This is a genomic window from Halomonas sp. EF61, assembly GCF_040147045.1.
Lineage (GTDB): Bacteria > Pseudomonadota > Gammaproteobacteria > Pseudomonadales > Halomonadaceae > Halomonas > Halomonas litopenaei.
In genome coordinates, this window is the sequence record NZ_JAMSHM010000002.1 from 1,274,760 (window position 1) to 1,287,991 (window position 13,232).

The following is a 13,232-nucleotide window of genomic DNA, read 5'->3' on the forward strand; positions in this document are numbered from 1 at the left end:
TACGGTAGGTGTACAAGTTCACAGAGATGGAGCCCAACCGGCACCGCCCCACAGTGCAATTGGGATGATCAACCCCCGAGTCCGTCGGGCCCAACTGATCTCCTGGTTGGTGCAGACGATTATTGGCAAGATCGGGGCCACCACTTTTCAGCGAAGCGGAATCAATCAAGGATGGCGCCGACGCCTTCTGCATCAATCGCAGAATACACCACTTCTTTGAGCGGCCTGGTCAGTAGCGCGCTACTCCCAAAGGTGGTAAGTTCCGTCTCCGCTGACGACCTCAAGCAGCTACTCGTGTCATCTTTCAGTCGGAGATATTTACCCGCATGGTATCTGTATCGACTCAAGCACTTGAGCAGGCGGGATAGCGTGAAAGGGGCATGCGCTAGCTAGCCCACTATCGTCAAACTGGGTGGAACACTGCAGGCCAGCTGCCACATGGATCCTGGCGCAGCGTCACAGCCTGAACTCTTTAGGGGTCCAGATAGCTGTCAGCTCGGTTGATATTGCTGCACCTTGCATTACTGGGTCCTTTCTTGTAGAGCATAGTCGTCAAAGAGCTCTGGCGAAAAACGTTAGCAGTGATGGGGAGTGGACTTAACTCGAAGATGCTTACAAACATCCCCAGAAGCTATTTACCACTTGCAACCTTTTGCGAATTAGCGACTGCAAAGCGATGTCTACATCCATTTAAACCTTCACACCCTAAGCAGCATCAGCATAATGTCCGCATTGATACAGCAATCAAATCGTACAACTAAAGGAAAGCTTTTCCATGTTCAGCGGGACCACGCTATCTGTAACATATTCACTTCTATCCTCCCTTATGTTTGCCTTAACTTTTGTATTGGTTAAAGCAGGAACTAAGAACACATCTTCCACTGCAGCTTTATGGTTGACCTTAAGCATAAACACTCTTGTATTAGGGTTTTGGGGATTATTGAGGATCGACTTCCATGGATTTCAAATTTTGGACTGGTGGCACTTCATCCTCGCGGGAATATTCGCTCCTCTTCTAGGACGATTTTTCCAATTCTTAGGAATGGCAAAATTAGGTGCAAACATCACAACCCCGCTAACCCTAACGCACCCACTTATTTCAATAATGCTAGCACTATTATTTATGGGTGAAGAAACAACCCTCCTAGGTCTGGCAGGAGCCTTCCTTGTACTTACTGGTAGCATTATAATTGGTTTGCAAAGCTCCTCTGTTTCTAGCAGCGTGGCAAGCACGAGGATAGTAAACATATCTCTTATTTACCCGTTAGCCGCATCAGTCTCGTATGGATCCTCTATTGCACTTAGGAAAGCAGGCGTTACTTCGGACACTGATCCAATCATCGCAGCAGCGATAACAACTATTACTTCCTGGCTCATTGCCTCACTATTCATACTCCCAAAAAACAAAAACATATTTAGGGCTTGCGACCGAAAAGATTTAAACATATTGACAATTGCTGGGATTCTTTCCAGCTTTGGGCCAATCCTCCTCATTCTAGCTTTAAAAAGTGGAAACTTAGTGATCGTAGCCCCCCTAGCAGCCACAACACCATTATTCTCCCTTTTAATCTCATACTTACTCATTCGAAAAGATGAATTTTTTAACCTTTGGATAGTTTTTGGAACTTTTAGCAGCTTTGTTGGGATATGCTTAAGCACCATTTACGGCATAGCTCAATAGTGAGAAACTTTGTGGTGAGGAAATGGCCAATCACCTCCTCACCACAATCAGAAAGCAATATAATAATACCCCACCATCCATTTTTTAATAATGATTTTGGCAGTGTAACCCCCTCTGACTTTTCACACCTTTCCCGGCTAGTGCCGGAGGAGCTTAAATAGCTATATAACCGAGAGCCAGATATCGACATCCTGGATTATAGAACCATTTCAAGAAGTCAATAACGACCCAAGATTTTCCAGATACTCGAAGCCACAAAGCAAATCCCACTTCTACTTCAAGGAGCGCAAGAAACGCTCAACAAGGCCATTTTATAGGGCGGCGGCCATGCAGTCGCCTGCGCACCTCCAGTTCATCAATTCAGATTGTTCTATTTTTATCAGTGTTCTTTCATCGGTACAGTTTCAAGGCCGTGTGATAGCGCGTACTTTTTTGGTGGGTGTGGCCACCAGGCTGGCTCGTCGCTTGTCCTTCAGTCGGTAACTCTCGCCTTTGATGTTCAGCGTGGTGGAATGGTGGAGCAGCCGGTCTAGGATCGCGGTGGCGATGACTTGGTCACCGAAGATCTCGCCCCAGTCCATGAACGACTTGTTCGAGGTCACGATGGTACTGGCTCGCTCGTAGCGCCGATTGATCAGCCGGAAGAACAGGCTGGCTTCCTCTCGCGTCATCGGCAGGTAGCCGATCTCGTCCAGGACCTGCACCTTCGGGTAGGTCAGCTGCTGAAGTTGCCGGTCGAGACGGTTCTCCTGCCGTGCTCGCACCAGGGTGCTGAGCAGCCGGTCCAGGGTCATGAACAGCACGCGGTGACCGGCTTCGGCGGCTTTCACGGCTAATGCCACGGCGAGGTGGGTCTTTCCCACGCCCGGTGGGCCGAGCAGAACGACGTTTTCGCTACGCTCGACTGTCGGGTCCCGTGTGATTGACTACCCACTTGGTGAATAACTCCGGCCGCTTGGCCTGCCATTCCTTCATCGCTGCAATCGGTGATTGATGATGCAGCGCCTTCTGAGGGATGTGGTGATTGTACAGCCAAGCGTAGCGTTTGAGCGTCTGCTCCAGATCTCGCCTGAGGTATAGCGCCGGGTCGCTCCGGTTTCATGACCGGTGATATTAGGCGTTATATCAGTATGTTATGAACATCTGCTTCGGGCCGAAAGCTGCCCTGCCTGCCACTTTTTTGGAAGGCAGGACATAAGCTGGTTAGTCTTCTGTCCTCACCAACCAGCCCTCGACTGTTTCCGCACCGTGCTCATCCTTCCATGCCTTCAGCGTTTTCTGGTTTCCGCCACGGGTTTCGACGACTTCACCGGTGTTGGGGTTCTTATAGATCTTCAGCTTGCGCTTGGCGCGACCTGAGCCAGTGTTGCCGCTAGAGCTTTTGCTGGTGCTCTGGGTTGGATCCAGCAGCTTGATGACCTCGGCGGCGGACTTGTCGAATTCGCGCATCAGATTCTCGAGATGGTTCTTGAAGTCCAGCTCGGTCTTGAGGCGCTCATCGTTCTCCATCTTCTTCAGCTCTTCCTGAAGCTGCTTGAGCTGCTGTTCTTTCTGAAGATAGGTATTGAGAAATGACATGGGCTGACTCCTCTGGTTACGTTGGCGTCGATTATGGGGGCAACTATCACGTAGTTCAATCAGTAGAGGATTGACAATGTTGTAGAGGTATCTCCGTTGTCATCTTCTGGTTGCCCTTGGCAGATAGTTCTGGCTGACTTAACCAGTACTTGCTGACTCCACCATAGAACTCGTTACCACCGCGGAACAGCCGGTCGCCGGTTTCCTGGAAGCAGCTCTCGAAACAAAAAAGATGGCTTGAGATACCGGTGCTGCCCTTGAGGGCAGCACCGGGTTGTAGGCCGTAAAGCTGGATAACGCCTAGATGTACCCGAGCTCCGCAAAGGACTGGCATCCCTCGCTCCCGACCACGATGTGGTCGACGACGCGGATCTCCACCAGGCCCAGCGCTTCCTTCAGGCGCTGGGGGATGCGCCGGTCGGCGTCCCTGGGCTCGGGGTCACCCGAGGGGTGGTTGTGAACGAAGATCACCGCCGCGGCGTTATGCGTCAGGGCACGCTTGACCACTTCCCTCGGGTAGACGCTGGCCGAGTCGATGGTGCCTCGGAACAGCGTCTCGAAGTGGATGAGGCGATGCTGGGTGTCGAGGAACAGGGCACTGAACACCTCGTGCTCGTAGCCCTGGAAGAGCACCTGCAGGTAGTCGAACACCAGGTCCGGCCGGGTGAGTTTACGGCCTCGGGCCAGAAGCCGTCTGGCGAAGGCCTGGGCGCTGCTGACCAACTCGGCCTCGGTGATCGGCGTGGTGATGTCATAGGTACCGGCGACTTCACCGGCCTTGAGCTTGCGGTGGTTCATGATCGTTCTCCTCAGGCGGCCATTACCAGCGCCATGCGGCGCTCCAGTTCTTCGTAGAACGCCGCGACGCGCTCGGCGATGGTGCGGATCATCGCTTCGTCCCGGTAGGCACGCTTCACGAACAGCGGCATCCCCGGCCAGTAGCTGACGAAGTCGATCCACTCTCGCTCACTGACCCACAGGCCGCCCTGGCACTGGGCGACATGCTCCTGGGGCAGCTCTCCCTCGAGCAGCAGCTCGATCTGGTACTTGGGTAGCTTGGTCTTGATCTCCACCAGGCCGTTGCTGTCCACCAGGCAATCCGGTGAGTAGCCCACTCCGTGGTTGAGGATGATGCCGACCTGCTCCAGTCGGGGCAGGCCGGTGGCCTCGTGGTAGAGCTCGCGGGCTACCGGCTCCAGTTCGTGGCCACGATGAGTGTGAGCATTACCCGGGAAGGCATCGGACGGCTCACCGGTGATGCGCTCGCCGATCAGCTGGTGCATATAGCTCAAAGCGCCGGCACCGAAGCCGTCCGGCCCCTTGCCCTTGACCAGCAGTGTCTTCAGCTCGGACATGGTGATGATGCCGAGGCGGGCGGCATGCCACTCGGGCGTGCCCTGTTCCAGTGTCAGGATCTGCATGACGATCTCCTTCTCGATGAGGCGGCATAGGCGGCGAGGGGTTGCCCCCTCGCTGACCGGTCAGTGACGTTGGCGGTTGGTCAGTGCTCGCTTTTGCAGAGAGGCGCGTAGCCTGTCGAAGTCGCTGCGTGGCACCTGCTCGGGCTCGCCGTACTTGCCGACGAACCACTCCTGAGTGGCCTGTGGACAGGCGACTATCAGCTGCCGGATCTGTCCCGCCTGGAAAGGTGTGACGAGTTTCACCGGGGCGGCGGCATGGCCGTTGTCGTCCTGTCCGCGGGTGGTGATGTTGAGCAGGGCGCAGAGCACGTAGCGCTTGCCGTAGCTGGTCGAGGAACCGAAGGCCTGCACTGCGTTCTTGCTGCCGCTGGTGTCGGCCGGCAGTAGCATGCTGGTCTCCTCGCGGTGGCCGTCCTGGTGCATCAGCACGCCGGTGACCTGGATGCCGCGCTCCTGGGTCTGGATCCGAAAACTCACCGCGAAGCCGTGCTTCTTCATGATCGGCCGCACGGTATCGACGATGTCCTCCAGGGTGGCGTAGTGCCCGTTGTTGGTCTTGCCACGCTCGGCGATGCTCGGCAGTTCGGTCTGCATGGCCGCCATGGCGGCGCTGTAGGCCATCAGCGCCTGGCGGTCGAGCACCCGCTCCTGCATCTGCAGCAGGCGTTCCATCTTGTCGATGTCGACCTCGGGATTGAGGGCCGCCCGCTCGATCACCTGGATGATCGCGGTGCTGTCCTGGGTGGCGTGGGCGACCGGTGCCTGATCGGCGGTCTTGGGATGAATGGGGGTTGCCATGATGGCCTCCGTTATCGATAGCGTTGGATGACGTCAGGGAGCTCCTCGGTCGGGACCGGCTCCAGGGACAGGGCCACGCGATAGACCTGGCCCTTGGCCAGCACGTGGGTTTCGATCGATTGCTCGCCGGCCTCCAGCAGCTGACGCGTCAGCTGGGTCAGGGCATGGCAGATCTCGAATGTCATGGGTGGTTGCATCGGTACCTCCATAAACAAAAACGCCCGGCCTTTGATGGGCCGGGCGCTATGCCGTGGTGAGGGAAAGACGGGGGTGGGAGGACGCAGGACGCCGTTCAGGCCACCAGCTCAAGAGCGGATTCCAGCGCCTTGTCCTTGAGACCGGCGCCCTGGCCGAACCACGCGGAGTCCATGCGGTAGTCGTTGCTGCGAGCGCGCTTCTCGTGGTCCACGTACTCGGTGACCGCGTTGAGCAGGCCCCAGGCGGTGCCTTGCGCGGTGCACAGCTGAGAGCCGCGTCCATCGCCCTGGTAGAGCTTCTGGACGCGATTGAGGGCGCGGACGTTGGGCAGCTTGGACGGATCCTCCAGCGGGGCCTCGGCGTTGCAGATCACCGACTGAAAGTAGGTCCTCGCTTCTTCCTGGCTGACCTTGCGCTCGGCCAGGGTCTTCAGGCGATACATGAAGTCGTCCCACTGCGACACGGAGATCCCCAGCTGCTGTTTGACCAGCTGAGGACGGAATTCGGTGCTGTGCGGCACCTTCACACCCTGAGAGGTGCCGTCCACCGCAATGGTCAGGGTGTTGTTGCAGACCACGCGCACTGACGTCGGGGTGGCGACGGTGGCCAGGGAGCCATCGCAGGACGTGGCCAGCAGCAGGTAGTCGTTGACCTGGTCCTGGCCCTTCAAGGCCCCGCCCAGACCACTTTTCGCCAACGCCCAGAACTTGCGACCACCCTTGAGCACGCCGGCCGTCTCCAATTCGTAGCCAGCGTATTCCGTGAGATCCCGGTAGAACTCCAGCACCTCCTCGGGCTGCACCACCTTGTAGCGCTGGGAGACCACCGACAGCGGTGCCCGGGTATCCGAGCGGTAGAGCACCTTCTGCTCCGGGAAAGAGTGGATGCTGCCCAGGTGCCCCGCGCCATCGGCGATGAAGCGTACCGGGGATTCGTCAATGTGCCAGTCCATGCCGGCCTGTTGCCGCCACACCTCCAGCGGCTGATGGCGTGACAGCTGCTGCCCCAGTCCGTGCCAGGGGGTGTCGCCGACGTAAGCCATCTGTTCGATCTGATGTGCCATGAGTATTGCTCCTTGATTGTCGAGATCACGGCATAGCAGCCCGCCACCCAAGGGCAGCGGGCCATGCTCGTGAGGATTGAGAGAAAGGGTTGAGAACGAGGTCAGTCCGCCTCGGGGCGGAAGGTGTGGCCGCAATCGCGGCACTGATGGTTGTCGAGCATCTTGTCGTCAAGCTGCGCACCGAGGCGTGCCCCGGTGACGCCGCCAGCGGCACAGCCAATCAGGCCGCCCAGGACGGCGCCGGTGAGGCTGCCAATGGTGATACCAACAGGGCCGGCCATCGCCCCTACGAGGGCACCGGTCTTGGCACCACTGAGCGCTCCTGCCGATCCTGACGCCGTACCGGCAGCAGCTCCGGTAATGCCGCATACCTTGCGGCCATGATGTCGAGTGATGACGTGATGAGAGCCACAGCTTGGACAGCATGTGGGCATGGGAGTACCTCCATGATGATGATTGATAACCCAATCGTCTGGGGTTTCATGGAGGTAGTGTGTGGTTGAGATTTTTTTCAATCTAATGAGAACGTGACGCGCGGTGTGTACATAGTATGTATACGGCAGCAACGTAAAAAAGTGGGGAAATAAGGCCTGCGACGGCAAACGCCGGAGTAGCTAGAATGGGGTGATGTAATTCTTTACACGGCCTAGTTATCTGATGCCACGAGTTCATTTTTTGCGGGAGCACTAATGGGACAAAAAACGCTAGGCAGCGCTTAACATAATCGATAAAAGTGTCAGCGGTACCGAAGCATAACCGGATATCGATAATTAGGTAAACGTTAATATATACCTACTGCTTTAGAGCTACTGGATGAGATTATTCAATGGTGTATTTATAACACCATCATTGAGCACACTAGTGAGACTGGGTGGTGCTAAAACACCAACCCTGTCGTAACGCCAACCGTTATCCGCATCAATGCTCAAATAGCTGACCGAGTAGAGCGTGAAGCAAGCGCACATATTGGTTATTGATAGCACTTACCGTCGTTCCTTAGCTGCTCCCCTGCACGTGGCAATACTGGCGAGTCAACGAGACTCGCTTCTTACAGTTAACGGAGCCAACTTCATGAAACAGCCCAAGCTTCTGAAACAACCGAAGCGCCTAAAACAAAACCGCAATCACATTCTGCATTACAGCCAGGAATACTCTCCAAAAGAAAATGTCACGCTACCCGTGCTCACCAAGGACGGGCCTTTGATCACAAGTTATCTCGACCGAGCTTATAAGGTATTTGATAATGCATTGCATGCACATAGCAAGGTTCTAGTAGTACGCTTTGATCTAAAGGTACCAGCGCAAGTCCCTCTTCCTCAAAATGCAGGTGGAAACGGCGTGATTCGCCTTTTCCTAGATTCGTTAGAAGCCAAGATTAAAGCTAACCTTCACCGTAAACGTAGCCCACACAAGTGCCCAGTTCGCTACATCATCGCCCGTGAAATTGGAGATAAGAACCAAGGGCTTCACTATCACGTCATGCTTCTACTCAATGGTCATGCCTTTCGCCACATTGGCGCCATGGAGTCAGAAGAAGACAACCCGTTCTGGTTGATAGTAGGCGCATGGGCCAGTGCTTTGAAGACGACCGACGAGGAAGCTGTGGATGGGGTTCAGTTCGGCTTTAATCGCAAAGGTGTAAGGCAATATTATCTTGAACCCAGCCTAGACTATCACCTACTACCCGACGCCTTCCGACGTAGCAGCTATCTCTGTAAAGCTCATACCAAGCATTTTGGTGAAAGGCACCACGGCCTGATGACGAGCCAGAAATAAGACACATATCCCTTGTATAGGCCCGCTTTGACGGGCCTTTCCTTTTGATATGCAGGAGAGCCCTCATGACACGATACCCTTGGCAACACCCTACCGCGTCGATAAGCAATACTGGTGGTTCAAACACGCCACCTCATACCCAATCACAGGTCTACCAGCCGGAATCATTAGACCCTGATCATGCACGGCTAGCCGCCATGGAGCAGAATGAACCAAAGCGCCGACTAATCCGTGATGCTGCTGCCTTGCGAAAGCTGCGAGGGATCACTCAAGCCCAAATGGCTAAGGAGGTTGGTGTGCCGCATCGAACATTGGAAGAATGGCTTCAGTTCCGGCGAATGCCGAAAGCACCGGGCACGACGCTAATCCGCCGGTGGGTGGACATGCACCGGAACAAGACAACTGGATGACATGCCGAGGAAACGCCACTGAATAGCGCAAAAACATGGTTATTATGGCGAAAAATAATTCAAGACATCCAGACATCCTGCCTACAGGCGCGCATCACGCCTGTATCCTGCTAGATACTACTCACGGGAGTAGCGTTCCACTGGTGGTATAGCTGCGAGGGGCATTTCTCGATCCTGCGATGAAAAACTCCATGCTTACCCTTTCGCACGGGCGGGCCTACGCGCACACCATGCGCTTCCATCAGGGCACCACAGCTATCCAGTTTAGCTCCCAAATGACGAGGGCTACGCGGCCAATCCTTATCCTCAGTGTGATCAGGACGGTAGTCATTCAGCCTAACAAGAAACTGCCCTACGGGTATATCTAGGCAGTCCTCGCCGGAAGCGCCTAGCAAGTCCCTCACAGCAACGGCGACAGGATGCTCAGAGAGCTCTAATGCAAACCGGCGTTTCATGCTCGCCTGAACCTGATAATCAAAATCTTCGGCACTGGAACCAAGGGCTTCAGCCACACTAATGCCAATGCGGTAAAAATCAATCATACCAGCTGGGCATGATGTCGGGTTGATAGATTTCCAGCGGCTATGAACGTACCCCAACAACTTCACCAAGCTTGCAAAAGCGAAATTCACGTGGTGACTCACTTGATTAAAGTAATTCTCTTTAATATTTTCGATTCGAGGTAGCTGAACAAGGACACTGCGATCTGCCAAATCGGACCAAGTGACAACACTTTCAGCACTGTTCAACAAAACCGGATGAGAAAGCATGACATTTGTATCCCTCTCCTTCTTTGACGTACTAATATCAGTTAATTTACCCTCGAGCAGTGTCAGGAGCGCACTCTGAACTTTTTGGCTCAGACCATCGACCTTATCTAAGCTAATAACGTTATCTCGCCTTCCAAGCACATCGACTTGCCTAGAGGTAGTGGGTGTGTCCACCACCAAATACTCAAAGCTTGGATCAATCAAATGCTTCAAAATAGTTTGCAAAGAGCTTTTACCACTACGCCGCTCCCCAACGATCTCCAGCAGTACATTATCGGCCTCCGGATGAAGGCTAGTTACAAGCCAAGCGGCCACCAATAATCGGCTATCATTAGGCACATTTAGCTGGCCCAAAATCCACAGCAATGGCTGGAGTTGCACTTCCCCAAAAACTGCCTGATAGCACGGAGGCTTACCGTTTTTCAAACGAACATACCCTATCGCCCCGGCGATATTGTCGGGGCGAAAGTATCCACCGCTTGGCTGGATTTCAATAACGCCAACAGGTGTTAACAAGAATACCTGGCCCTGGTCACCACATACCGTCAGCCCTATAGTTGCACGCAGGTTTTGAACTTCTGGTGCATCACCCTCGATAACCCCAAGCGCTTGCTCTATATCACCTTTATTAACTGCAAGTCCAGAAGCGTGATATGCAATGCTCTGAACGGTACTCACCAGCTGTTTCGCCTCTAAAGGAGTAGATTGCAATGTTTCACGGTTGACTAATAATGAGGTGCCTCGTGGCGTGATACCTTTATAAAAATATTCCCGCAGCAACCCATAGATCGCTTCTACCTTGCGATCCTTGCGATTGCGTCGAGGAAGTTGGCTACCTTGTGGCTGAAGCTGGGCACAGCTAACCTGACCTGTAGCTCCTGTTACTTCATGTACTTGACCCTCAGTTAGCCTTTGCCTAGTAGACGAGGTAGCCCTGCACCCACCTATCTCAGAGGTGTAAGAATAAACACCATTATTTCTATCCACAGCCCCCCCTCATAACAACATAGGCTAACCATGCTAGCCTGCGATACTTAAGCTCGAGCAAAGAGCTCCTTGTGCAATCATCAGATCTTTCAGTCCCGGAAGATGGACCATATCGACCAACTAAAATCACGCACCAAACAAACCTACAAGCCCATAATTATTTTATTCGATGCTTTTCCTGCCAGTTTTTACTTTTGATCTTATCTTCCAAGCTTGTAGGTATAAGTTCCTTTCCTGGCTCACCTGGAAGCAGGCTACCTTGCTGTATAGCTTCGATCCTTTCAATTGCTGGCCTATTCACTACAACAGTAAGGTCAGCAACCATTGGCACCCAATCAACCACTATGCCTAGCTCCTTCACTTTCACCTTGAAGGTATGCCATGTATCTGAACGCATGGTGACTCCCGGCCTTTCACCGCGGGTGACGATGGCTTTAGTCAACCCGATGCAGTCAGCAAAGCCTTGCTGGTTCATGCTAAGTGCTGCGCGAGAAATTCGCATGGCCGCTGCATCAAGCTCTCCCCCTGTCATATAGAGCCTTACGCTATCAAGCGTGCTAAATACATCCAGCTCTACTCCCCTTTGCCGCAAGACGTAGATCAACCTGACGAGGGTGTCTGCACGCATAGCCATGTCGGGCTTTTCATTGCGCGCGACAACAATTTTTGTAACCCCTAGCTCGGCCGCCAACGCATTCTGCGTCAGTTGCACCGCTGCCCTCGCCATACGAAGCCCGATGGCCAATCTCGTCGTCTCGTACATGCCGCTTGACTCCTCCGCAAAGCCCTCTATGATGTCTCAATAGTATCCGATAGATACCTTTTGTGGCAACACCTGGAGTCAGGAGACTCACCATGAGAGCCGAAGCATACGTCAATACACGCCAGCTCTACCGGAGGTACGGCAGCTCAATAAGCACGCTCCACCGCTGGCAGCACACGCAGGGCTTTCCAAGCCCCGTCATCCCCGGTGGTCACGGTGGGGAGTCATGGTGGGGAGAGTGTGACGTCAAATTCTGGGAAATTCGCCGTCCACAATTGCCCGCGTGATGCGGCCAAGATAGCCAATCCCATGGCTTTGCCGTCGACAGCAACAGCCCATTGAGCAACCTAGTGAGGGGGCACGTATGACTAAAGGGTTACTGCGCCCGGATCAGGTCGCTGAATGGCTGGGCATGAGCCCGAGCTGGGTGTACGGCAACAAGCACCGCATCGGCTTCGTCCAGATCGGCACAGCTGTTCGCTTTGAGCGGAGCGCAGTGGAGAGGTACGCTGAGAGCTGCAAGCGCGGCCCTCAGCCTGAGGTACGCGACACATGGGAATCACAGTCAGATACAGGGAAAAAAGGAACCGGTGGGTGGTCACAGAAACGTACCACGGTCACCGATATCAACGAACGTTTGCGGGGAATCGAGAGGGGGAGCGCCAGGCGCGCGAGTACGCAGCGAAGCGCCAGGCAGAGCTGAACGAAGCGGCTTTCCAGGGTGAGGCTATGGGGCGCCAACCGCGGCGCACCTTTATCGAGGGGCTCGAGCGATGGATCGACGAGTACGACGTGGCCAGTCAGGCGAAGGCTATCCGCCCTGTGGCTCGCTACATGGGCGACCGGGTACTGCTCGGCATGGACAGCGTCGACAAGGCCCGCGAGATGGCCCGCGACCTCCGCAAGCAAGGACGTGCTCAGAGCACCATCAACAATCATCTGCAGGTGGTCAAGCGGGTGCTGAACCTTGCCTATCGGGAATGGGGATGGCTGGATCGTCCCTTGGGCGACAAGATCAGAAAGAAGATGCCGAAGAACGAACGGCATGTGTACCTGACCATCGAGCAGGTGAGTCAGCTTCTGCAAGCCATTCCCGATCACTCGATTGTCGAGAAGCGGGTGATCGCCCTGGCGGCGCTCACCGGGCTCCGCCAGGGCGAACTGCTGGCTCTGGACCCTCAGAACGTCCAAGGTGGTCGCATTCTGCTGCGACCAGACCAGACGAAGAGCGGCAAGGCCAGGGTGGTGCCGGTGCCGAAGGATGCCCGAGCATGGCTGGAGGAGCTACCGTTCGCTACGACCTATCATCGGCTGCGAACGGTGTGGGAACATGCTCGCCAATCCGTGGGACGGCCCGATCTGCGCTTTCACGACTTGCGCCACAGCTATGCCAGCATGCTGGCCCAGGCCGGCGAGAGCATGACCACGGTGCGCGATCTGCTTGGGCATTCCAGCCTGATCGTCACCAGCCGCTACTCGCACATTTTCGATGCGGGTCTGGACGATATCGGCTCCCGCCTGCCGAGCTTGAGCGGGGCCTTCTGCGACCAAACTGCGACCACGCACTAGAAAGAGGGAGGGTAGAAACACAAACAGCCGCTCGTAAGCGACTGTTTTTCAAGTGGTACCGGCGGTCGGACTCGAACCGACAAGGGCTTGCACCCGGCGGATTTTGAATCCGCTGCGTCTACCAATTCCGCCACACCGGCAACGGGCGAGGATTATACGTGGGTGGCGCCAGAGGTCAATTCCCCTGAGCCGCTCGGTGGCGCCTGTCGGGGCCGATG

At 55.0% G+C, this 13,232-nt stretch carries 13 protein-coding genes, 1 tRNA gene and 3 pseudogenes; 6 read left to right on the top strand and 11 right to left on the bottom strand.

The annotated features are described in order from the left end of the window. Positions 1-775: 775 nt before the first annotated feature. Positions 776-1,681 carry a DMT family transporter gene (locus tag NFI08_RS14540; RefSeq protein ID WP_124805310.1) on the top strand — a complete coding sequence of 302 codons (906 nt, stop codon included), beginning with the start codon at positions 776-778 and terminating at the stop codon, positions 1,679-1,681. A 404-nt stretch (positions 1,682-2,085) separates the two neighbouring features. Here NFI08_RS14540 and istB read toward each other — a convergent pair. From istB to NFI08_RS14580, 8 genes and pseudogenes are all read right to left on the bottom strand, one after another. Further along, positions 2,086-2,586: pseudogene (istB, locus tag NFI08_RS14545) on the bottom strand (IS21-like element helper ATPase IstB); the annotation flags it as partial. Then, positions 2,576-2,746 (bottom strand): annotated as a pseudogene (locus NFI08_RS14550) (IS481 family transposase); the annotation flags it as partial. The pseudogenes NFI08_RS14550 and istB, both read right to left, overlap by 11 nt. 138 nt (positions 2,747-2,884) lie before the next feature. Then, on the bottom strand, positions 2,885-3,259 hold the full coding sequence (locus tag NFI08_RS14555) for a histone-like nucleoid-structuring protein, MvaT/MvaU family (protein ID WP_124805311.1): 375 nt from the start codon (positions 3,257-3,259) through the stop codon (positions 2,885-2,887). Between the two features lie 300 nt (positions 3,260-3,559). Beyond that, positions 3,560-4,057 (bottom strand): RadC family protein, encoded by a 498-nt coding sequence (gene radC, locus NFI08_RS14560; protein WP_124804900.1) that lies wholly within the window; start codon positions 4,055-4,057, stop codon positions 3,560-3,562. 11 nt (positions 4,058-4,068) lie between these two features. After that, on the bottom strand, positions 4,069-4,680 hold the full coding sequence (locus NFI08_RS14565) for a lambda exonuclease family protein (protein WP_124804901.1): 612 nt from the start codon (positions 4,678-4,680) through the stop codon (positions 4,069-4,071). A 60-nt stretch (positions 4,681-4,740) separates the two neighbouring features. Continuing rightward, on the bottom strand, positions 4,741-5,478 hold the full coding sequence (locus NFI08_RS14570; RefSeq protein ID WP_124804902.1) for an ERF family protein: 738 nt from the start codon (positions 5,476-5,478) through the stop codon (positions 4,741-4,743). An 11-nt stretch (positions 5,479-5,489) separates the two neighbouring features. Next, positions 5,490-5,675 carry a hypothetical protein gene (locus NFI08_RS14575; RefSeq protein WP_124804903.1) on the bottom strand — a complete coding sequence of 62 codons (186 nt, stop codon included), beginning with the start codon at positions 5,673-5,675 and terminating at the stop codon, positions 5,490-5,492. A gap of 95 nt (positions 5,676-5,770) precedes the next feature. Next, complete coding sequence (locus tag NFI08_RS14580) at positions 5,771-6,739, bottom strand: DUF932 domain-containing protein (RefSeq protein WP_124804904.1); 969 nt, start codon at positions 6,737-6,739, stop codon at positions 5,771-5,773. A 125-nt stretch (positions 6,740-6,864) separates the two neighbouring features. Here NFI08_RS14580 and NFI08_RS14585 point away from each other — a divergent pair, with 125 nt between their 5' ends. The 3 genes from NFI08_RS14585 to NFI08_RS22895 all read left to right on the top strand — a co-directional run bounded on the left by NFI08_RS14585 (position 6,865) and on the right by NFI08_RS22895 (position 8,925). Beyond that, positions 6,865-7,074 (top strand): hypothetical protein, encoded by a 210-nt coding sequence (locus NFI08_RS14585; protein WP_349590194.1) that lies wholly within the window; start codon positions 6,865-6,867, stop codon positions 7,072-7,074. A 736-nt stretch (positions 7,075-7,810) separates the two neighbouring features. Next, the gene (locus tag NFI08_RS14590) at positions 7,811-8,515 is read left to right on the top strand and encodes a YagK/YfjJ domain-containing protein (protein ID WP_124804906.1); all 705 of its coding nucleotides are present in this window, start codon (positions 7,811-7,813) and stop codon (positions 8,513-8,515) included. 197 nt (positions 8,516-8,712) lie between these two features. After that, positions 8,713-8,925 carry a helix-turn-helix domain-containing protein gene (locus NFI08_RS22895; RefSeq protein WP_409360218.1) on the top strand — a complete coding sequence of 71 codons (213 nt, stop codon included), beginning with the start codon at positions 8,713-8,715 and terminating at the stop codon, positions 8,923-8,925. Between the two features lie 110 nt (positions 8,926-9,035). Here the strand turns inward: NFI08_RS22895 and NFI08_RS14595 are convergent, their stop codons facing one another. Both NFI08_RS14595 and NFI08_RS14600 read right to left on the bottom strand, forming a co-directional pair. After that, positions 9,036-10,682, bottom strand: a complete 1,647-nt coding sequence (locus tag NFI08_RS14595) for a hypothetical protein (RefSeq protein ID WP_124804907.1) — start codon at positions 10,680-10,682, stop codon at positions 9,036-9,038. Between the two features lie 157 nt (positions 10,683-10,839). Continuing rightward, positions 10,840-11,445: a hypothetical protein gene (locus tag NFI08_RS14600; RefSeq protein WP_124804908.1), complete on the bottom strand. Its 606-nt coding sequence runs from the start codon at positions 11,443-11,445 to the stop codon at positions 10,840-10,842. Between the two features lie 364 nt (positions 11,446-11,809). On the opposite strand from NFI08_RS14600, the pseudogene NFI08_RS22900 reads away from it, so the two are divergent. Together NFI08_RS22900 and NFI08_RS14605 are read left to right on the top strand one after the other, a co-directional pair. Beyond that, positions 11,810-11,953 (top strand): annotated as a pseudogene (locus NFI08_RS22900) (helix-turn-helix domain-containing protein); the annotation flags it as partial. A gap of 44 nt (positions 11,954-11,997) precedes the next feature. Then, entirely contained in the window at positions 11,998-13,014 is a 1,017-nt protein-coding gene (locus NFI08_RS14605; RefSeq protein WP_124804910.1) for a tyrosine-type recombinase/integrase, read from the top strand. Between the two features lie 53 nt (positions 13,015-13,067). On the opposite strand, the gene NFI08_RS14610 is transcribed toward NFI08_RS14605, so the two are convergent. Further along, positions 13,068-13,154, bottom strand: a tRNA-Leu gene (locus NFI08_RS14610). Positions 13,155-13,232 lie beyond the last annotated feature (78 nt).